At 39.2% G+C, this 22,806-nt stretch carries 16 protein-coding genes; 10 read left to right on the top strand and 6 right to left on the bottom strand.

The genetic code is table 11. The annotated features are described in order from the left end of the window. Positions 1-441: 441 nt before the first annotated feature. Complete coding sequence (locus HMPREF9144_RS11735; protein ID WP_040595916.1) at positions 442-1,650, bottom strand: hypothetical protein; 1,209 nt, start codon at positions 1,648-1,650, stop codon at positions 442-444. A 437-nt stretch (positions 1,651-2,087) separates the two neighbouring features. Here HMPREF9144_RS11735 and HMPREF9144_RS11740 point away from each other — a divergent pair, with 437 nt between their 5' ends. The 6 genes from HMPREF9144_RS11740 (at position 2,088) to HMPREF9144_RS11765 (ending at position 9,108) form a co-directional block, all read left to right on the top strand. Beyond that, positions 2,088-2,495 carry an OsmC family protein gene (locus HMPREF9144_RS11740; RefSeq protein ID WP_006046321.1) on the top strand — a complete coding sequence of 136 codons (408 nt, stop codon included), beginning with the start codon at positions 2,088-2,090 and terminating at the stop codon, positions 2,493-2,495. 330 nt (positions 2,496-2,825) lie between these two features. Beyond that, a complete protein-coding gene (locus tag HMPREF9144_RS11745; RefSeq protein ID WP_006046323.1) occupies positions 2,826-3,743 on the top strand; it encodes a phosphate acyltransferase in 918 nt (305 codons plus the stop codon). Between the two features lie 5 nt (positions 3,744-3,748). After that, positions 3,749-4,813 (top strand): butyrate kinase, encoded by a 1,065-nt coding sequence (buk, locus tag HMPREF9144_RS11750; RefSeq protein WP_006046324.1) that lies wholly within the window; start codon positions 3,749-3,751, stop codon positions 4,811-4,813. Between the two features lie 421 nt (positions 4,814-5,234). Next, positions 5,235-5,948, top strand: coding sequence for a DUF2975 domain-containing protein (locus HMPREF9144_RS11755; protein ID WP_040595812.1), 714 nt, complete (start codon positions 5,235-5,237; stop codon positions 5,946-5,948). Between the two features lie 14 nt (positions 5,949-5,962). Next, positions 5,963-6,175 (top strand): helix-turn-helix domain-containing protein, encoded by a 213-nt coding sequence (locus HMPREF9144_RS11760; RefSeq protein WP_006046326.1) that lies wholly within the window; start codon positions 5,963-5,965, stop codon positions 6,173-6,175. Between the two features lie 113 nt (positions 6,176-6,288). Further along, on the top strand, positions 6,289-9,108 hold the full coding sequence (locus HMPREF9144_RS11765; protein WP_006046327.1) for a M16 family metallopeptidase: 2,820 nt from the start codon (positions 6,289-6,291) through the stop codon (positions 9,106-9,108). Between the two features lie 1,010 nt (positions 9,109-10,118). On the opposite strand, the gene HMPREF9144_RS11770 is transcribed toward HMPREF9144_RS11765, so the two are convergent. After that, positions 10,119-10,535 (bottom strand): SMI1/KNR4 family protein, encoded by a 417-nt coding sequence (locus HMPREF9144_RS11770; RefSeq protein WP_006046328.1) that lies wholly within the window; start codon positions 10,533-10,535, stop codon positions 10,119-10,121. A gap of 537 nt (positions 10,536-11,072) precedes the next feature. Here HMPREF9144_RS11770 and ftsY point away from each other — a divergent pair. The 4 genes from ftsY (at position 11,073) to HMPREF9144_RS11790 (ending at position 15,251) form a co-directional block, all read left to right on the top strand. Further along, on the top strand, positions 11,073-12,029 hold the full coding sequence (ftsY, locus tag HMPREF9144_RS11775; RefSeq protein ID WP_006046329.1) for a signal recognition particle-docking protein FtsY: 957 nt from the start codon (positions 11,073-11,075) through the stop codon (positions 12,027-12,029). Positions 12,030-12,092: 63 nt separating this feature from the next. Next, positions 12,093-13,400 (top strand): 30S ribosomal protein S12 methylthiotransferase RimO, encoded by a 1,308-nt coding sequence (rimO, locus tag HMPREF9144_RS11780; RefSeq protein WP_006046330.1) that lies wholly within the window; start codon positions 12,093-12,095, stop codon positions 13,398-13,400. 139 nt (positions 13,401-13,539) lie between these two features. Further along, positions 13,540-13,827 carry an HU family DNA-binding protein gene (locus HMPREF9144_RS11785; protein WP_006046332.1) on the top strand — a complete coding sequence of 96 codons (288 nt, stop codon included), beginning with the start codon at positions 13,540-13,542 and terminating at the stop codon, positions 13,825-13,827. Continuing rightward, on the top strand, positions 13,827-15,251 hold the full coding sequence (locus HMPREF9144_RS11790) for an HU family DNA-binding protein (RefSeq protein WP_006046333.1): 1,425 nt from the start codon (positions 13,827-13,829) through the stop codon (positions 15,249-15,251). Before HMPREF9144_RS11785 ends, HMPREF9144_RS11790 begins: the two co-directional genes overlap by 1 nt. Before the next feature lie 1,208 nt (positions 15,252-16,459). Here the strand turns inward: HMPREF9144_RS11790 and HMPREF9144_RS11795 are convergent. The 4 genes from HMPREF9144_RS11795 to HMPREF9144_RS11810 form a co-directional block, all read right to left on the bottom strand. After that, positions 16,460-17,167: a hypothetical protein gene (locus tag HMPREF9144_RS11795; protein WP_006046335.1), complete on the bottom strand. Its 708-nt coding sequence runs from the start codon at positions 17,165-17,167 to the stop codon at positions 16,460-16,462. Then, a complete protein-coding gene (locus tag HMPREF9144_RS11800) occupies positions 17,151-18,053 on the bottom strand; it encodes a hypothetical protein (RefSeq protein ID WP_006046336.1) in 903 nt (300 codons plus the stop codon). The genes HMPREF9144_RS11795 and HMPREF9144_RS11800 overlap by 17 nt, the downstream gene beginning before the upstream one ends. A 147-nt stretch (positions 18,054-18,200) precedes the next feature. After that, complete coding sequence (locus tag HMPREF9144_RS11805) at positions 18,201-19,304, bottom strand: Mrp/NBP35 family ATP-binding protein (protein ID WP_006046337.1); 1,104 nt, start codon at positions 19,302-19,304, stop codon at positions 18,201-18,203. Between the two features lie 544 nt (positions 19,305-19,848). Beyond that, entirely contained in the window at positions 19,849-22,380 is a 2,532-nt protein-coding gene (locus HMPREF9144_RS11810; protein ID WP_040595918.1) for a zinc-dependent metalloprotease, read from the bottom strand. Positions 22,381-22,806: the final 426 nt, after the last annotated feature.

Below are 22,806 nucleotides of genomic sequence, written 5' to 3' on the forward strand. Positions count from 1 at the left end.
GTGTGTTGTAACTATATGGTTTCGGTAGGAAACAGACGGAAAATTTGTTGCCTGCGCCTGCGGTTTATTTTGCAACCAAACAGACCATTGTTTATGTTCATAAAAACCTGCAAAATATAGTTGCTTTTGTTTTAGATATCTGTCGTGTTCATTTTAGATATCTGTCGTGTTCGTTTCAGATATCTGTGAGTTTCGTTTTAGATATCACAAAAAACTACAGCCTTTATGTTTCTATTTCATCGTGCTAGAAAGATGTTTATTCTTATAATGAGAAAGAGGCTTTGTATGCTGCTATATTCTAACCATAGCATCGGTATAATTGCCTATTCACCAATATATTGCACCGCTTTTTAGCATATAATAGTGCAAACTGTTACAGCCGTTGCTGTTTCTATTGAGCCACTATAAAGGCTACGCCTATTCAACATTGTATTATTCTTTTCAGTTCTTTTTCAGCCGTTCGGCTTTTGCAGCATACTCCTTCATAACTTCAGGTTTAACCACACCAAAGTAGTTGTATTTGCATGCCATATTGTACACATCGGGGTGTTGCATAATCATAGAAGTGGTGGTTGAGGAGCGGCCCCAATAGGCTGTTACTGTGAGCGAGGGTATGTATTTTGCATAACGTTTGCGCATTTTGTGTTCCGAATTGGCAAAATAGCAAAGCATTTTTGCCTTATGCACAACACTATAGTGCATATCTTTAAAGTCGTCTTCGTTGTCTAATACGTCAAAAAGTGGTTCGCCAAAATACTTCCAATACGTGTATGTATTTGTGCCTGTGGTGTTTTGCTCTATCAATTCTATCAGCTCACGATGGGCAACCAACTTGCCTTGCGGTGTTCTTTCGAATATTAGATGATAGAACACCACCGGATTAACGTCTTGTGTGGTAAAATACCACTGGTTAAGTTGTGCACTTCCATAATAGTTATAGGTTGAAAACAAGTCGCACAGAATATTGTTTCCATCGTAAGGGTCGCCCATTCCATTATAGTCGTCCTCGTGTCCGCTATAGGTTGCTTCTGTTAGAAATTTAAAGGCAGCTGTATCGTTGTATATAACAAAGTTGTTCAGGGCAAGTATTTGCTGAAATATTTTCGGGCGCAACACTATTTTGTTTGTTCTAACGTCCATCAAATCGTCTAGCAACCAGTTGTAGGTTATAATGCCTTTGCCGCACAAAGCATAATATGTACTGGCAAAATTGTAATCAGCTTCTCCTTGTATAGGCAAATAAGGTTGCTGACTTTGCATATTAAGGTTTTCACCAAACACTTCGTGTATGCGTTGCGCAAAAAGTTCATCGGACGGCTTTTGGTAGCCATGTGTGCGCATATAATATTCCACTAAGGGTATTGTTAGCAGAAAGTCTTCGCGCGTTGGCTCGTATCTTGGTTCCGATTGGTCGTCGCGAAAGTCGCCTCCATTCCAAGCAACTTTCTGAAGTTTTATATGTTTCAGCAGTTTGTTCCAGTTAATTCCCATTGCTTCCAGCTGTTCGCGCGTTAGCAACCGTTTGAAAGTGGGTGTCGTTTTTGGCTCGTTTTGTGCAGAAACCACATTTGTGTTTAGGGCTTGTGCGTTGCAATGCAGCAACACCGAAGCCACCACAAACAATAATACTGTTGTTAAAAACCTCTTCATTGTTTTGTTTATATCTATAAAAACACTATCGTTTACAGTTTGCCATTTACAGCTCACGCCAACCAAAAACACCACAGAAACTATTTTGTTGCTACACTTTTTGTAACACAGCAAATAAGAAACATAGTGTATTGTGGCAAAGTTACATATTTTTGTTTTTACTGCCAAAACATCGGGTTGAATATTGCCAAAGTTTCACAATTGTACCACCCCATCGCTATTTTCACCTTATTATATATATAGGTGCATAGCACATAAAACCCATAAACTATTGGTGGTCTAATAACACATTGGGGTAAAATAGCTGTTTTACAAATAGAACTCTAACGGCTTATAGAAAACACTAAATAGTTTAATTTCTATAAGTTTGGAATATTTCTTGTGAAACTAAAAAAAATGTGTTACCTTTGTTCGGAACAATAAAATATATATCAATTATGGAAAAATCAATCGTAAAGTATTTAGGTAACTTCAGAGTAGAAGCTATGTACGAAGCTTCAAAACAAACACTTAAAACAGACGCTGGTAAGGCTTCGGGAGGCTTAGGCGAGTATGCAACTCCGGTAGACATACTAGCACAGTCGCTCGCAGCATGCACTTTAACCACAATGGCTATGCGCGCTAAACGCGAGAACATAGATTTAACAGGAACATACGCTGAAGTGGGCGAAATAATAGAAGATGTTAAGACTCTAACAGTAGAGAAAATAGACATAACATTCCATATTAAAGGAATAGCCGACGAGGCTTTGCGCAAAAAAATAGAAAACTTTGCACTTAAAGGCTGCTTTGTTGGTAATTCGCTAAAGACACAAAAGAACTTTACCTTCGTATACGAAGACTAAACGCTTAAAGCCCTGATGCATCTATTATGTAGAAGTTTCAGGGCTTCTAAAATTCTTAATATACAGGCAAACAACACATTCTCTGTTCCAGAGAAGCATCTATACCAGTTTGAAGCACAACAGTTACTAAAGAAATGTTGCAACTTTAAGAGATATTAATCAAAACATTTCAAAAATGCGCTAATACTATTTCTATCATCTCCGGAAATCTTAAAATATTTAAAAATGCTTCGTCTATAAAAAGTGTATTTTGTTAAATAAATACCTTTTTGTATCTTTGTGGCACTGAACAAGAGATAAGAACTTTCGCATAAAATATAACTATATAATATGAAGAACAAGACAACTAGTATTACAGACTTCTCCCAATTGGTGAAGGAACTGAACGAAAGCGGTATAAAAAATAACGTTGCTGTTGTATGGGCAGAAGATTCTCATACAATAGACGCCGTAGAAATGGCGTACAAAGCAGGTGTTATTAATCCTATCTTGGTATGTTCTGAACAAACAGCCGAAAGGTTTAAAAACATATATGAAACCCTTTTAGCAGACAATCCACAAGACGCATCAGAAAAAGCAGTAGAACTAGTACGACAAGGAAAAGCCGACGCACTGATGAAAGGATTTGTAAACACCGATGTATTACTACGAGCTATACTAAACAAAGAGAAAGGTATTCTACCAAAAGGAAGCGTGCTAACACACATCACAGCAGCCAAAATACCTACTTATCCAAAGCTCTTATTCTTCACAGACCCCGCCGTGCTACCATTCCCAACGCACGAACAGCGCATAGAACAAATAAAATATGTGGCAAACTTCTGCCATGCATTCAATATAGAACAACCAAAAATTTCACTCATTCACTGTTCGGAGAAACCAGATGGTAAACATTTTCCATACACAGAGGGCTATCTCGAACTGAAAAAAATGGCAAACGAGGGGGCTTTTGGAAACTGTATAGTAGATGGTCCGCTCGATTTGAAAACATCGTGCTCGGCAGAAGCATTGGCTGATAAGAAAATAAATTCGCCAATAGAAGGAGAAGCCGATGCAGTAATATTCCCCGATATCGAAGCAGGTAACGTATTCTATAAAACCATAACACTCTTTGCAGGAGCAGAAACAGCAGCCGTATTGCAAGGAACACTGGTGCCTGTAGTATTGGCAAGTCGTGGCGACACCGTAGAATCAAAGTTTTATAGCTTAGCTCTTGCTACCATCATATCTAAATCAAAGAAGAAATAAACACTATGCCTTACAAGATTTTAGCCATTAACCCTGGCTCTACCTCTACTAAAATATCAGTAGCTAACGATTGCGAATTGCTTTTTGTAGAAGACGTTAAACATTCGCGCAGCGAATTAGAACAATTCCATACCATCTTCGATCAGTACGAATATCGTAAGCAACACATACTACAAGAGTTAAAACAACGCAACATTCCGCTCGATTTTAATGCAACTGTAGGACGCGGAGGACTATCGAAAGCGGTAGAAAGTGGTGTGTACAGAGTGAACCCACAGATGATTGAGGACCAACGAACAGCAGAACATCAACACCCTTGCGACTTAGGTTGTAAGCTTGCTTACGAAATAGCAGAAATGATTCCAGGTTGCCAGAGCTTCATTGCCGATCCGGGTGTGGTGGACGAAATGATTCCTGAAGCACACATTACCGGACTTCCAGAAACACCACGCATCTGTATATGGCACGCTCTAAACCAAAAAGCTGTAGGCCGCCGTTACGCACGCGAGCATAACACACAGTACAACAAGCTGAACTTAATTATAGCACATTTAGGCGGGGGCATATCGTTTGCAGCCCACCAACAAGGTCGTGCTATAGATGCAAACAATGCTTTGTCGGGCGATGGACCTTTCTCGCCAGAACGAACAGGTACGCTTCCTATGTCGGAAATAGTACGCTTATGCTATCATAGCGGACTTACCGAAGAGCAAATGATGAAGAAAATAACTTCACAAGGCGGATTGCTTGCTCATTTAGGCACTAACGATTTTCGCGAAATACGCAAACGCATAGACACAGGAGACGAACATGCACAACTCGTAATATCGGCTCTGATACTAAATGTAGCCAAAGCTATTGCCTCTGAAGGTGCTGTACTTTACGGAAAGGTAGATGCCATAATCTTAACAGGAGGTATGTGCTACAGCGAATATCTTGTTAAGGAAATAAAGAAACGCATTAGCTATCTAGCACCAGTGGTAGTATATCCAGGTCAAGACGAAATGCTTGCTCTTACAGAAAATGCATTCGCTGCATTGAAAGGCACACAAGTAATAAAAGAATACTAAACCATAAAGTTACTACTGAATAGGTCTCTACATTAAAGAAGCTGTGTTGCTAAACAAACAACAACCCTTCTTAAATGTAGAGACTTGTTCTTTATATACCATAAGTCAAGAAAACAAATACCAATAGAAACTATTACACACTAAAAGCTCTAAAAAGTTCTAGTAAACTATAGCAAATGATAGCAAGAAGTAAAACCACCAAAGAACACAAAGCACACACCATAATAAGAAATAGTATGCAATGTGTTTCAATTCATAAAATGCTACAAAATATTACCATTCATTAATATAAAATTATTGTTAAACAATAAATAATTGTCGTTTTAAATTTGTGAGTAACAAAAATTATGGCTACTTTTGCAACGTAAAGTGCGAAGAGTGGCTACCACATCTTTATACATTAAAAAACAAAAGGAGCACTATGAATAAACGACTGTATCTATACTGCACATTGTTGCTATGCATCATGTCATGCGTGATGCTTTATACCGTCTACGATGCAAGTAGAGCTCTTATCAGTGGATACACCGTAGGAACAAATATGACTAACCTTGAAATAAAGGCACAAAAAGACAGTTCCTATGCAAAATCGCAAGAATACAAAAACATTGTAAAGAAACAAATGGAAGATGAAGACTGGGCATCAGCTACACCAGTATCGTTTAAGGTAGGCTTAGAAGCACCTCCAACAGTCTTCACTAACCAGAAAACAGGTAAACCAGAACGAGTTTGGATGCGCACCATAGATGTAAACTATAACGCTCCCCACTATTTCTTAGCAATAAAAGGACTTAGTTTTCTTATTATGGCAGTGCTCTCACTCACAATATTGGTGCTTGCGTTTAAACTGATAGCTCGTTTTCGCAATTCAGAAAATATATTCCTGGTGCGCAATCTGAAGCTTATAAGACGATTAGCATTCTGTACGCTCATCTACTATGTTCTCTGGTGGACCATTACACTGATAGAAGTTTACTTCATTAGTCAGTCGTTCAGTATTGCAGGATGTAACATCGACCTTGTGAGTACGCTCGAACTACCTAGTGGGCTCTTCGAAGTTCCATTCACTTTCATAGTGTATGAAATATTCACAATTGGAGTTAAAATGAGAGAGGAGAACCAATTAACAGTGTAGGAAAAGAACTAAAGATGATAGTAGTAAACCTTGACGTAATGATGGCAAGGCGGAAAATGTCGCTAAACGAACTTTCCGAACGAGTTAATATAACCCTTGCAAACTTGTCGGTTCTAAAGACTGGAAAAGCAAAAGCTATACGCTTCACAACACTAAATGCCATTTGCGAAGCACTAGACTGCCAACCAGGCGATATTTTAGAATACAGAGAAGGAAACCAAGAATAAAACCCTAATTGGTAAGAAATAAAGCCCTATATAATATAAGGTGTACTTAGAACAATAAAGAATAGAAATAAGAAATAAAGAATATAAATATCTACTTTAAGTATAAATAAGATATGAGATTAAAAAACATTTTTATAGCTATTTTTGCGCTATTCGCAACAGAAGTAATAGCACAAAACGAAATGGCAGATATGCCAAAGGCACCTGTTGATGCTGCTGTTAAGATTGGACACCTTGATAATGGGCTTACCTACTACATTAGAAAGAACAATTATCCAGAAGGAAAAGTAAACTTCTATATAGCTCATAAGGTTGGAGCAATACAAGAATTAGACAACCAAGATGGTTTAGCGCACTTGCTAGAACACATGGCTTTCAACGGATCAAAGCATTTCCCAGACGACTCTGTAGTGAAATTTATGGATAAAACTGGTGGCGGCTGGAACGCATACACTACTGCCGACCACACAGTTTACTACCTTACAGGTATTAATGCTAAGCGCCCTACACTCGTAGACTCTTGTTTGCTTGTGCTAAGCGATTGGTCGCAAGGACTTACACTCACTGCAGACCAAATTGAAACAGAACGCGATGTGGTGCATAACGAATATCGCGGACACAACGCAATGCAACGATTGCTACGCGCTGCTAATGCAGATTTGTTCCCAAATAGTATATACGGAAAACGCACTGTAATAGGAAGTATGGACGTTATAGACAAATGTAACCCCGAAACACTACGTGCGTATTACCGTAAATGGTACTTCCCTGGCAATCAGGCTATCATTATCGTGGGCGACATAGACCCCGATAAGATTGAAGCGAGCATTAAACGCCTGTTCAACGATTTGAAACCATCAAAGGAAGCTACTAAAGCAACACCTGTAATGGTAGACGATAACAACAACACTCTATATGCATTTGGTAGCAATAAAGAGGTATCACAAGAGATATTCCAACTCTATCGCAAAATAGAATATATCGCACCAGAAGAGAAAAACTCTCTTATGTACCTCTACATTAAGCCTATGTACTCGCTTGTGAATATTATGTTTAACAACCGTATGCAGAAAATAGCACAAGCACCTGAGTCAAACATTACTGTTGCGCAAGGCGATGTAGACGACTATGCTGGTCAAACCATTACTCGCGAAGCAGAAAGCATTGTGGTTGTTCCTAAGCCTGGAAAAGAGAAAGAGGCTATGGCGCAAATTATCCGCGAAATGAATCGCATCGGACTATATGGCTTTACCGAATCAGAATTTAAACATGCAAAAGAAGCTTACAAGGCTTCACTCGACAATCAGTATAACAATCGTTCCACAATAACAAACGATACTTATGCTCAGACGCTTATCGAGAACTTCCTCGAAGGCGAACCTTATAGCACCATAGAACAGTTACACGAACTCTACGACCAAGTTCTACCAATGCTTCCATTGGCTACTGTCAACGAAATGGCTAAGAATTTAATCAACGTAAATGAAAAGAACTTTGCCATTAGTGTAATTCTTCAAGAGAAAGATGGTAAGACTGGATTCACTAAAGCAGAACTCCCTGGTATTGTAAACGCTGCACGCGCAGAAAAAGTTGATGCTTACGTAGACAATACAAAGGAAGAGCCAATGATGCTTAAGGAGCCTAATCCGGGAAAGATTGTCAGTGAAAGAGCTTTAAAACAGTTTGATGCAAAAGAACTTACTCTCTCTAATGGAGCAAAAGTTATTCTGAAGAAAACCAACCTCAAAGCAAACGAGATTCTTATGATGGCTACCGCAGCAGGCGGAAAGAGCATTGGCAAGAACGAAAACCTTGCTATGCGTAAACTGTGGGACGATATTGCAAGCATACATGGACTTGGAACAAAAGACATTAACGACCTTGCCAATATCGCACAAACCAAAACTACAAACATAGAAGCAGGTATAAGTAACGATCTTCACTACCTTAGTGGCTCTACCGTAAACCAGAATTTAGAGACATTAATGCAGATGATAAACCTTAGTTTCACTGGAATTAAGAAAGACGAAAACTATTATAAGCTCATAACACAATATATGAAAGGTAAGCTCGAGGGCAAAGCAAACGACCCTGAGATGGTTTTCCAAGACTCTGTAATGTATTATGGACACAACAAACAGCTTGATGCACTTTCTCCTGACCCTAAAGATATAGACAATATCAACTACGATCGTGCTCTCGAACTCTATCGTCAGTTATTCAGCAATGCTTCTGAATTCACTTTCGTATTCGTTGGAAGTTTCGACGAAGCTACCATTAAACCACTCATTGCAAAATATATAGCCTCTCTCCCATCAAACAAGAAGAAGGCAGAACTGGCAGATATGCGTAACTACACAAAGGGTAACGTTGAAAAGAGCTTCAGCTTCAAAATGTCTAACCCACAGAGCAAGATAGTTGATACTTATCGTTCAGAGAAAGTGCCCTATACGCTTGAAAACCAACTAAACGCTTCTGTATTAGGACAATATCTTTGGAACAAGATGTTTGAGATTATCCGTGAAAAGGAAAGTGCGGTATATACGCCAATGCCAAGCGTTAGTCTTGAAAACGACTTAAACGGAAACTATCTCGTAATTGGTTGCGAATTGGCTACCAATCCAGAGAAAACAGCCATAGCAAAGAAACTTGCAAAAGAAATCATCTACGATGCACAGACTAAGATAACCAACGAAGATGTAGCAAGAGCGAAAGAATCTATTCTTAAAAATCATTCTGATGCATTGAAAAAGAATAGCTACTGGCTGAGCGTTCTCTCTGATTATGCAACCTACGGTGTTGATAGAGCTAACGGCTTCGATGCTGTTATGAAAGCAATGACACCACAAACATTAGGAAACATAGCTAAAACTGTATTGAAGTCTGGCAACCATATCCAGGTAACAATGAATGCAGAGAAGCTTGAAAAGTAAAACAAACAGAATAAACACAGCAACTTCTCGTTGCACAAAAGCTCATCGAGGAGTGCTGTTCTCATAATAATATATAATAACTGGTAGCCCCTTGTTTTTTTATAGTTATTCTCGCAGGGGGATTTGCATTTAAATTTAGATTTTGATTTTATGACATTTAGATGGTGGTGTTCTGATTGCTGGGAAGCAGTTAGTACACAAACCACAAAAAGCTGAGAAGCTTTAAGTGGTACTGGGGTATGAATATCGTCTTTACACCCTATAAGTTCTCTCGTAAGACGATAGATAATCTCCAGGCAAGACGGTAGAGAATGCACTTTATATAGTGCGTTCTCTATTTTTTTTGTTGCGAAAAATATACAATCAAAATCGAACGATAATAGAAGATTGGCTGGAAAATCATCTGCTATACCTACTACTTACTCACTAATAGAATAGAATACTGTAAATGCTTAGAAAAGCCTGTAGGAAATTTGTTTCGTTTATTTCATAAATCTACTGCATTCGTTGCAAATATCTATCACATTCGTTTTAGATATCTCTAACGTTTGTCTTAGAAATCTATCACATTCGTTTTAGATATCTCTAACGTTTGTCTTAGATATCTCTAACTATCGTTTCAGATATCTCTAACGATCGCCTCAGATATCTATCCGTAATAAATTAGATATCACAAAAAACCTAATTTTTTATAGCTTCATATTATAATGGTTGAAATATATTTCTTCAGCTGAAGTCTATGAAATTAATTCTTCTGCAATATTCTGATTTTCACTTCAATAGGCCATTAAACCGTTTATAAACTATTTTAGGGTGTTTTCATCGCTCCTATTCATCTTCCATTTGCTTGTTGGCATATTGTTTAGCTTATTCTCTTAGACGTAGTCTGCTACACCACTAACAATAATACAGGCAATACGCTAACCATCAAACAAAATCTGCACATATTCTAACAACCAATTCGGGGTTAAACAAACATACCGAATTGCCGCACCACTCTTCTATTTCTATTAATAGAACGAATTAAGAAAGTCGGTAAAGGTTTCTGAAACCAAAACAAATGCTTTGTTTTCAACACATTCAGCCTCAATTATATATATGTATCCACATGTATCTTGTGCCACCGAAATAAGGTAAATATTGCCACCATTATCGTAAGCAAAAGGAATTTTGCCATCAAAAACAACGCCGCTCTTTTCGTAATCGCTTATAATTTTCTCAACAGAAAGCGCACCGTATTTAATGGGATAGAAACCGTTGATAGTAAAAAGATGGTTCTTTCCTTTTACATTTTCATAAGGAGGATAGCCTCCGTTGTATTTTAAATAATGCTCTTTGAAAGCCTTTGGAAGAGCAATATTATATTGCTGTTCAAATGCTGCAAGTTCTTCTGCTGTAAGTTTTTGTTCGTATTGTTCAAACTCCATCACTCTTTAAGTTCTTAATTTGTGCATTGCAACTCGCTCACAAGAATATGCTTACCATAGAGTTACACTGTTTTGCAAAGATACTCATTCCTGTCTATTTCTCCAAAACATTGTTTTAAAAACTGTTATCGCTGTTCGTTGCAATCATTATAACTTTGCAGAAGTGTGGCACAACAAGCAAAACAGCTTATCTTTCTATCTCGCCATAGTCCGCTACTTTTTTGTTATAAAGTCTATCTATCTGCGCAACAATAATACAAAATTTGTCAAAGAACCAATGTTTCACTTAATTAAAATACAACAAAAACAAGTTACATAGAAAGCCATAAAAATTAGAAGAAATATAGAAATCATAAAACATAGAAGCATAAAACATAAGATAAACGCTAATATATCTACACGTTATAAAATTGCCCAAAACGCTAAGACACCTCAAAAAACTATACCGCACCTATTTGCATTTATCCTTATTATTCTCACTCTTATTATTTGTTTCTTTAGCCGTTTTTTGGTAACTTTGCAAGAAATTAGCTAATTATGGGATTTTTTGGACTTTTCAATAAGAAGAAAAAGGAAGTACTAGATAAGGGTCTTGAGACCACAAAGCAAAGCGTTTTTTCGAAAATAACGCGTGCCATAGCAGGAAAATCAAAGGTAGACGATGAAGTTTTAGACAATTTAGAAGAGATACTTATAACGTCTGACGTGGGCGTTAATACTACCGTAAAGATTATTGAACGCATAGAAGAACGCATTGCACGCGATAAATATGTTTCAACTTCCGAACTTAATAATGTGTTAAGAGCAGAAATAGCAGCCCTCTTAACCGAAAACAACACTGAAAATGCCGAAGATTGGGACTTTCCAACCAGCCATAAACCATACGTAATTTTGGTAGTTGGTGTAAACGGAGTGGGCAAAACAACCACCATTGGTAAACTTGCCTATCAGTTTAAAAAAGCTGGAAAGAAAGTTTATTTAGGTGCTGCCGACACCTTCCGTGCTGCTGCCGTAGAGCAAATACAAATCTGGGGCGACCGTGTTGGTGTTCCTGTCATTAAGCAACAAATGGGTTCCGATCCAGCAAGTGTGGCGTTCGACACCCTTCAAAGTGCAAAGGCAAACAATGCCGATGTAGTTATCATCGACACAGCTGGCCGCTTACACAACAAAGTTGGCTTAATGAACGAGCTTAAAAAGATAAAAGACGTAATGAAAAAAGTATTGCCCGAAGCACCAGACGACGTTATGTTGGTGCTTGATGGTAGTACAGGGCAGAACGCATTCGAGCAAGCTAAACAGTTCGCATCCGTTACGCAGATTACTTCCTTAGCTATCACCAAACTCGATGGAACAGCAAAAGGTGGCGTTGTAATAGGCATTAGCGACCAGCTAAAAGTGCCCGTACGCTACATTGGTTTAGGCGAAGGCATGGAAGACCTACAACTGTTTAACAAAGAACAGTTTGTAGACAGCTTGTTTAAGCAAGACTAAACCCTACCCTACACTCTATTCGAGGAGAAAAAACAAATACCCAAAGCGTTGGAATACAACTGAATGAAGAAGAATCAGATAGATATTATAACGATGGGGTGCTCAAAAAATCTTGTCGATTCAGAGCTCCTTATGAAGCAATTCGAAGCAAACGGCTATAACTGTGTGCACGATTCGGATACACCCGAAGGCGAAATTGCCGTTATAAACACTTGCGGTTTTATAGAAACAGCAAAGGAAGAAAGTATCAATACAATACTTGAATTTGTAAACAGAAAAGAGAACGGACAGCTCAAACAACTATATGTTATGGGCTGTTTGTCGCAAAGATACAAAGAAGAACTACAAAAAGAAATTCCTGAAGTAGATAAATTCTACGGCAAATTCAACTTTAAACAGCTCATTTCAGACCTTGGAAAGGCTGAAATACCATCGTGCGATGGGCGCCGACACCTTACTACACCACCACATTATGCTTACATAAAAATTGCCGAAGGGTGCGATCGACATTGCGCCTATTGTGCTATTCCGCTGATAACAGGCAAACATCACTCGCGTAAAATAGACGATATACTGAACGAAGTTACCGAATTGGCTGCCAACGGAGTTAAGGAATTCCAAATAATAGAGCAAGAACTAACTTACTACGGTGTAGACTTAGACGGCAAACACCATATTACCGAACTTATTTCGCATATAGCAGACATTCCTGGTGTTGAATGGATACGACTCCATTACGCTTATCCAAACCAATTTCCATACGACTTACTCGATGTAATACGCAATAAGCCACAGGTTTGCAAGTATCTTGACGTTGCGCTACAACACGTTTCCAACAATATGCTAACTCGTATGCAGCGCCACGTTACAAAGCAAGATACCATCGACTTTATACGTACCTTACGCGAAAAAGTGCCTGGTCTGCACATACGAACAACGCTCATGGTGGGCTTTCCGGGTGAAACCGAAGAAGACTTTAACGAATTATTAGACTTCGTTAGATGGGCACGATTCGAACGTATGGGTGCTTTCGCCTACTCGCACGAGGAAGGTACGTATAGCGCACAACACTACAAAGACGATGTTCCTTCTGAAGTAAAGCAGCAACGACTTGATAAGTTGATGGCTTTACAGCAAGAAATATCGGCTGAAATAGAAGCAGAAAAGATTGGACAGACACTAAAGGTGATTATCGATCGCAAAGAAGGCGACTACTATATAGGTAGAAGCGAGTTCTGTTCGCCTGATGTAGACCCCGAAGTGTTGGTAAAAGCTAAGCAACCATTGGTTATTGGTAATTTCTATTTGGTAAAAATAACAGCAGCCGACGAGTTCGATCTCTATGGAGATGTGGTTGCTACACCGCAATAGAACAACAATATATACTGTGATGCTGGTACGCACAACGCAAATTAAGATGCGCAGAAAACAAACACGCATAGCACAGCAACAAAAAACTTCCTTATAAGGAATAACAGAACAACGTTTTTAAGAAGCAAACAACCCTAAGATGAACAATAAAGAATTTATAAGTGCATTGGCAAACAAAGTGGGACGAACACAAGACGAAACACAAAAGCTTGTGAATACTGCCTTGCAAGCAATGGGCGACAACTTCGAATCGGGCGATCCTGTATTAGTCTCAGGATTCGGCGCCTTCGAAGTTAAGAAGCGACTCGAACGTATTATGAACAATCCAGCCACAGGATTGAGAATGCTTGTGCCACCTAAACTGGTGCTAAACTTCCGTGCGGCAGCCTCTATAAAAGAAAAGCTAAAGAAAGGAGGGGCTGAGTAATGGCAAAAACAGCACTACAGCTTATAGCCGACACTGTAGCTAAGAAGCACAAAATAACGGTTAAAGACGCAGAAAAGTTTGTTTCGGCTATGTTCGATGTAATGAACGAAGGACTTAAAACCGACAAACTTGTTAAGGTAAAGGGGCTTGGCACATTTAAGGTGCAAGCGGTTAAGCCGCGCGAAAGTGTGAATGTAAACACGGGAGAGCGGGTGTTAATAGAAGGACACGATAAGGTATCGTTTACGCCCGATGCCACAATGAAAGAGCTTGTAAACAAGCCTTTTGCACAGTTCGAAACGGTTGTACTGAACGATGGTGTTGATTTTACCGACATAGATAGTAAATACGAAAACGAGGCAACGCTCGAAAATGCTGACGAAACTACAGTATCGGCAAACAACGCTGCTATGCCTGACACAAAGGTTGTATCGTCGAACGAAGAAGAAACAACAGATAGCACCAACGAAACTGCTAACGGTGCACAAGAAAACACTATAGAACAATATACAAGCACCGTAAAAGATAGCGTAGAAACTGGTAGCGAACCCGAAAAAGACCACGAGATAGTTGTAGCCAAACAAGAAGTGGCAATAGAAACTGAGGCTGAACCTATTAAAAACACATCGGAGACGACAGAAGAAGAGCCTATTCCACTTGTTGAAACACAACCAGAGAACATTGCAGAAGAACCTACTGTTACGGCAGAAATGCCGGTTGCAACAGAACAAAAACTGGAAGATGCAAACCAAACACAACCAGAAAATATTGCAGAAGAACCTATTGCAACACCAGAAACGCCGGTTGCAACAGAACAAAAACTGGAAAGTGCAAACCAAACACAACCAGAGAATACAGTAAAAGAGCCTATTGCAACACCAGAAACGCCTGTTACAACAGAACAAAAGCAAGAAGAGACAGCAGAAAAACCAAAGAAAATTAATTGGTTAATGTGGTCTGCTATAGGCTTTTTCGTAATAGCTATTATGTATTTCTTCGGCTATAAGTTTGGAAAAGACGCAGCACTTCGCGACAATGCCGTAGCAGTTAGTGCTCAACCAAAGAGCAAACCCACCGCAAAAGCTAAACAAACAAAACAGCATTCCTCTGCAAAGGTAGCCCAAACAACAACAAAGCAGATTCAACCCACTCCAAAACAAGTACAATCGCCCATCGACGATACTGAAAAGTTTAAACAACTCAGCAACGATAAACGTATCAGATATGGTGCTTACGACATCATTGGCATAGAAAAGGTAGTGGTTTTAAAGAAGGGTCAAACCATGCAATCGTATAGCAGGAAGGCTCTTGGTCCAGATATGGTAGCCTATTTCCAAGTGTTAAACAATGCCACAACTATGGCAGCAGGCGACACTATGAAGGTACCAAAGGTAGAATTGCGCCCACAATATCGTTCAAAATAAATCGACTTTTTTCATAATTAGTAATTTTTATTTGTCTGTGCGTAGCTTCTTACGAGGCTGCGCACATTTTGTTTTATAGCATACAACAGCAGTATGTATAGAGGCATAATTAAAAGTGTTTTACACCTGTTTTATATACAAATAACAATAAACTAACGAATATATCGCCTAACGCTACAAACACTGTGTAGCATTGCAACAAAATATGTTTAGGCTTAATTACCAATTTAGAATAAATATCTTTCTACCATTAATATATAGAGCCATAAAGCTGGTTGTTTTCTATGATGTCTAATTTGAAAATAACAGATATCTAAAACGAACATTACAGACGTCTGAGACGAACGTTACAGACGTCTGAGACGAGCGTTACAGATATCTAAAACGAAGGTAGTAGATATCTGAGACAAAAATAACATAAACATCTTAGTAATTTTTCTAAACACTTGGAATGGCACACATCATTTGTGCGCAATCAGTAAATTTTGTTTATATTCTCTCCCATACTTTCTATTTAGCCATATCAAACCCCATTTACTGTGTCTACACACGCATATATATAGAAAAAGCGGCTACCCTCTCAGGCTGCCGCTTCTTAAACCTTTAATAGGTATTAGTGGATTTAAGGTAAAAAAGATTGTTTTCAGGATAACGATGACAAAGTTATGTAAATAAATCGGTTGTACCAAACGTTTCTATTGTTTTTTTACTGTTTTTTTTCTGTGTACGCTAACATAACCAATGCTTTTACAATATAAATACTTTTCTTATGCAAAACAGTCCCCATTCTTGTTTGTTTTTAACGCCAACACCATACAATTGTGGGGAGAAAACGGGCACGATAAATCAGCCCCTACGCCTAACAGTGTGCACGTGGACATATATTACACACAATAAATACACACAACGGTGTGCACGTGGACATATATTGCACACAATAAATACACACAACGGTGGGTATGTGGATAGATATTATAATACACACACCGTAAGGCGTACCAAACACAAAACACATTTAGCAGAGAACATTCCGTAAGGCGTACCAAACACAAAACACATTTCACAGAGAATGGTCCGTGAGGCGTATCAAATGCAAAGCACATTTAGCAAAGAACATTCCGTGAGGCGTACCAAACACAAAACACATTTAGCAGAGAACACTATTAGAAATATAAACAACCCTGCCTATTGTGCACCAACTTGTGTTTTTATTCGTCATCGTCTGTACGATCTGCCTGCAATCTATAATACGACAGAGCTAAAGCAGCCGCCCCCATTACGAGCAGAAATCCTATTACTTCCCACGAAGTGTCTTGCATTCCAACATGCCAGAACACGGCGCGTGGAATAAAAATTAAGCTTATAATAATAACAATAGCAAGTATTAGTAAACCAGCAAAGAACGAAAGGAACGAAAAATAGATAGACACAGCAAAGAAAAACGACACAAGGAAGAATATAATGGGCAACGTGTAGCTTCCCGGCAATTCAACTAAATCAACCTCCCACGGCATTGGTACACTTTTAGGTGTAGCAACAAAAATATCGAGCAGATGGGTTGCAAACAAGAAAAAGAAGAATGGCAAAAGCACAAAAATTATCCAACGCACCACCCATTCGCCCCAAACAGGCACGCGCAACACTGGTATTTCGTATTTACGACTCATACCAAACGAAGCTGCAATGCAGCAAACAAGTATAAATAGTGGGTAGATTACATATATAACCGAGCCGCCGCCACCGTTTCCGGTGGGCGAACCAAAGCCACGAAATGCAGCGGTTACCATCTCTAACAATACCATTGGTATAAAAATAGCTATTGCTGTGTTGCGTCTTTTCTTCTTTGTTGCAGCCCATAAGGCTCTTGCGTAAGCTATTATATTTACATGTGCACGTCTATTACAATTTCTTTCCATAAGGCTTTGCTATTTTTATCATTGGTTCGGTGTCGTATCCGAATGTTATATCTCCTCGTTTCTTTTCTGACACTTCTATTGTTTTATACGATTTGCGTGTAAAGAATGGCATATTGCCCTTACCTGTTAGTAGTAGCGTGTCCACCTTGCACTCCTCATCGTAGTAGTCTGTTTCGCCATCAACATCTATGCGCATATTTCTGATATGGGCTTTTCCGAGGTCTACTTTGTAATTAACCCACTGCGTCCAGAACTCTCCCAGTTCTGTTTCGCCATAGAAACGGAGGAATGTGTTGTAGTAAGCTGTGAAGTAGAGCGATGGTAAATGTGCATCAATCAGATAGAAACAGAATCCCGGACTATCGGTTCTGATGGCACAGAAGTCTTTCATCACCGTCATATAAACAAAGATAGTGTAGGTGTCTTCCTGTTCTACCATATCTATAAGTCGGTCGTCAGAGCCGTTTGTTTTCCAGCCCGTAAGCAATTGTTTATCGAAATTGGTGTAAGTATGAATCAGCCTATGCTTCCTGGTGTCAAGTACCTCTCCGTCTTGAGTAGCCTTTCCGTAGAGTACATCGCCATTTTTTGCTATCTGCACCAAATCTTTTGGATATTTAATACAGCATTTGTTAGGGTCGTCAGTAAACGATATTGCCACAACAAACGAAACATCTGGCATATCGCGAAACCACAATTCTTTTGTACCAGTAATACGACTAATGGTATAATTGTCTACATTTACGTTTACACGTTTGGCTTCATCTTCAGCCAATTGATAGTCGTAGGGGGGTGGTCCTTGTGGTGCGTTTATGCCTATTTGCACTAATCCAAGAATAAGCAGTGCCAAATAGATTATTCCTAAGATATAAGCTTTAGTCTTCATATAGGTTTCTATTTATTTTTTTCTATCGTTTTTACGAAGTCTACCAACCAGATGTGTTATGTTTCAGCAATGGAATATTGTATGACTTTGAAAAGCAACAGGGGTACAATCTGTTTCTTGTTAGATTGTACCCCTGTTATTATATTCTTATGTGTTTTTTACATCTACTCTCTTTGTTGGAGCTTGCTCTTTATTGCGGCGATTCACTACGGTTACTACGGCTTGCGCCAAATTTAAGAAAGCCTGCCCTGTTACACTATCTACATTCACTGCCGATGGCTCGCCTCTATCGCCATTTTCGCAAATGCTCTGCACCAGTGGTATTTGCGCCAGAAGTGGGCAACCCATCTCTTTTGCCAATTGTTTAGCACCTTCTTTGCCGAATATATAGTATTTATTATCGGGCAATTCAGCTGGCGTAAAGTAAGCCATATTTTCCACCAGTCCCAGTATTGGCACATTCACCTTGTCGTTTCTATACATATCAATGCCTTTTTTAGCATCGGCAAGTGCCACACTCTGCGGTGTAGACACTATTACTGCACCCGTAATAGCCAATGTTTGCAACAATGTTAGGTGTATATCGCTTGTTCCGGGTGGCGTGTCAAGTATAAAATAGTCTAATTCGCCCCAATCGGCATCGGCTATTAGCTGCTTCAGGGCATTGCACGCCATACTGCCACGCCATAATGTTGCGGTATCTGGATTAACGAAAAACCCAATGGAAAGTAGTTTCACTCCATATTTTTCTACGGGTTCTATAAGTTGTCTGCCATCTTTTTCTATGGCGTATGGTCGTTCCTCTTCAACGCCAAACATCTTTGGCATACTTGGACCGAACACGTCAGTGTCTAACAGTCCCACTTTATAGCCTAAGCGCGCTAATGCTATGGCGAGGTTTGCCGATACGGTGCTCTTGCCCACTCCGCCTTTTCCTGAACTAACGGCTATTACATTCTTTACTTGTGGCAAAAGTTTTTCTACTTCGGGGCGTGGTGCCGATTTGTATTCGGTGTTAATTTGTACCTCCACATCTTTGCCTACAGAATAGTGTATTTGTGCTTCGGCTGCCTTTATAGTAGACTTTAAGAAGGGATCGGTGTCTCGTGGAAACACCAAAGTAAAGCTCACCTTGTTTCCGTCAATGCGTATATCATCGGCAAGCATTTCGCTTGCTATAATGTTTCTCTTTGTTCCCGGATACATTACCTGCTCTAATGCATCGGTAATGAGTTTTGGATATAATTCCATATTTGTTTGTTTATATTGTATAGTGCTTGCAAAGATACAGAAAAAAAATTGAAGTTGCAAAGAGATATTTGGCTTCAATAGAAAAGAGACAAACAATTTGTAAGCATCTCTCGCTGTGTTTACTCGCAGAGTGCACAAGGTGTATATAATGTTATATAAAATTAGGGGTGCAGTTAGTGGCTTTTGTTTCAGACGTCTGTAGCGATTGTTTCAGTCGTCTGTAATGATTGTTTCAGTCGTCTGTAACGTTCGTTTTAGATATCTATGGATTGCGCTTTGTATATCTATGGATTGCGCTTTGTATATCTATGGATATACAACGGTAGATTTAATAAGAAACTGCAATGTTTATGTTTTTATACTATTACACATTAGAGGGGTTTATTTTGCTGTGCATTATGTATGTTTTTATGCGGCAATGCCGCGGTAAGGTTTATAGCAATTATGTTTTACTATATATAATAAGGTGTTCTGGAGAATATTAATATTCTGCAGAACACCTTACTATATTATGGTTTATGGTGGTTTTTATATGTTGTTGGGTTTATTTTGCGGTTTCTCTTCGCTCTCTAATCAGCTTTATTTGTCGCAACAAGTCGTTGTAGTGCAGCAAGTTGATGCCAGAACTTTGTGCAGCTTGTTGTTTGCAGAAAGTCTCCACTTTAGCCATTTGCTGTTCCATATAGAGCATAACATCAGAGTTAGAAGCTCGGTCGGCAGCAGTTGGTTTCTCTGTTTTCACTGGATTTAGCAATTCTGTTTTCACTGGATTTAGCAATACATTTAGCTGTTCTAAATATGTGCGTTCCAACAATCGGCGTGTAGCATTCTTCGTCTCGTTCGTTGCCGTTAGTGGTTTCCAAACGGCTTGGAACACATCGTTCAGATAGTCGGCAAACTGGTATGCGCCCTTTGCTTGTTGGTCTTTATACATCTTGTCGAGAAGTGCTCCGTTCATTAATACCTTTAGCACCCTACTTTGTTGTGCATTTATGTCGGCAATTATGTCTGTTCCAGCAACATCGGTCATAGTAGTAGGATATAGCCACAGCGGAGCATCGAAGAGCTGTTTGGAGATATATGCTACGGCATCGCGTCCCTTTTGTGCCGGTGCCACTTCGTAAGGTTTCTGTCCTGGCATATTGTTAAGGTAGCGTCCGCCCACGTTTTTCAGCACGTGGTTAGTGTAGCGGTTAAATTGCGACAAAACACTTTGCCACATTTCAATGCGGTCTTTATACTGGTCGTTAGGTTGCTTGGTCCACTCTGGCAATGCAACAATAATGCGTTTTAAGTTCTTTATGCCATATTCGCTGGCTCTAACATTATCGTCTCCTAAATCTTCTGTTTGCGCGCGAGGGTCCTCATTGCGTCCTTCTCCACCAAACCATAGGCGTGGATTTTTAGCAAGAATGGCCGTTGTTTCGTCCATCAGCTTATCCTTTTCTTGCATTTCGTCTTTAAATTCAGGTCTATATTGGTATCCCCACTTTATCGCCCACTTGTCGTAGTCGTTTATTCGTGGAAAGAGTCCACGTTCAGAAATTCCGTCTTCTGGTTGCGCAACATAGTTAAAGCGAGCATAGTCCATAATGCTGGCAGTGTGTCCGTGCTGTTCCACCCATTTTTTATCGCGTAGTTTTTCTACAGGTGTAGCGTGGCTTGCTCCCATATTGTGTCGCAAACCAAGCGTGTGTCCCACTTCGTGGCTCGATACAAATCGTATTAGTTCGCCCATTAAGCGGTCGTCCATTTTCATAGTTTGCGCTCTTTTGTCTAATGGTCCGCACTGTGTCATATACCATTTTGTAAGTAAATTCATTACGTTATGATACCAACAGATGTGACTTTCTATAATTTCGCCACTGCGTGGGTCTACAATTCGTGGACCGTAAGCATTTTCTATTTCGGCAGGTAAATATCTGAGAACGTTAAATCGTGCATCGTCTACACTCATAGTAGAGTCGTTCGGGAAGTCTTTTGCCAATATTGCATTCTTAAAACCAGCCGCTTCGAATGCAACATTCCAGTCCTCAATGCCTTTTTTTAGATAGGGCACCCACTTTTTAGGCGTAGCTGGGTCAATGTAGAACACAATGGGTTTAATGGGTTCTGTGAGCTGTCCGTTGCGGTAACGTCGTGGGTCTTTAGGTTCTAAACGGAAGCGCGAAATAAACTGTTCGCGGTCTGTTTTAGTCTGTTCATCGCTAAATATGGTATATCTATTGGTGAAATAGCCCACACGAGAGTCCCAAATACGCTTACGCATAGGCACTTTCGGTAGCAAAACCATACTGGTATTCAGGCTAATAGTAACCGATTCTGTATACGAAGCCGGTGTAGTAGATGGGGTGCTGTTATAGGTACGTGTAGTAGCCACTTCTATATTAATAGGGTAAACCTTCATAGTATCTATAAAAGTGCGGTCGGGTTGCAATGCGCCAAGTTTTAGTTGCTTTGCACTATTGGCAGATATGCTTACCACTCCGTTATCTTTCGCAAATAGAGGAGTAACATCTATGAGCTGTGCACCAGTAGTTTTGTTGCGTCCAATAATTTTGAACGAAGCTATAATAGGGTCTACTGTCGATGCTTTTAACGTTTTTGAGATACGACTGTTGGGGTCGGCTTCTTGCGAAAGAACGTAGGCGCGAAGCAACATTGTTTTGGCATTGCGTTGCTCAAAATAAAGCGTTTGCTGGTTAATAGCTTCGCCAGAAAACTTACCAAAGCTTTGTGGCACACCTGTAAAACGTGTTACAGCCAATATATAGCGCCCAAGAAGAGAATCAGCAATTTCGAAATACCACTTATCATCTATGTGCCTTATAGTGAAAAGTCCATTTTGCACGCTACCAGTACGTTTAATAAGCTGGTCGTAAGGCAGTTCTTTCTCTTTGTCTTTCGCTGCTTTCTCTGTTCCGTTCAAATTATTCTCTTTTTGTTTTACAGCAGTAGTTTTCTCGTCAGTAGAGTCTTTTACATTGCTGTAAATGGTTCTGTTGCTAGCAATTGAAACGCCGGCAGTCATACAGAATGCTATAAGGCAAGTCGCCATTTGTCTATTAATCATCATAATACGATTTATTGTTGTTTGAGCGAACAAAGATAGACAAAAAGCTACAAACTGCAAAATATATTGCATATTCTCGGCTATAAGATATATTAAATAAATACAAGTAAAATATGTTTATATATGTAAAGACTAACGAAAAATAGCTTTTACTTTTGTAAATTAGTTTTTATAAAAAAGTAATAATTCCATTTATAAAGCATAAAAACTTTGGTTTTGTAGTCAAAAAACAGCTCTTTTACACAATATAAGATGTTGTTTTTACAATATAAAGTAATATATTTTGTAGTGTACTGATTATAAAACAGTTGAACCATTATATAGCTTATGAAATATAATTACACCGTTTTAGGCATATTGTTCTATCTTTCTACTATTTTATTTGAGTATCCAGTACATTGCAAAAAAGCGATTTTAATAAAAAGATAT

Source organism: Prevotella pallens ATCC 700821 (genome assembly GCF_000220255.1).
Lineage (GTDB): Bacteria > Bacteroidota > Bacteroidia > Bacteroidales > Bacteroidaceae > Prevotella > Prevotella pallens.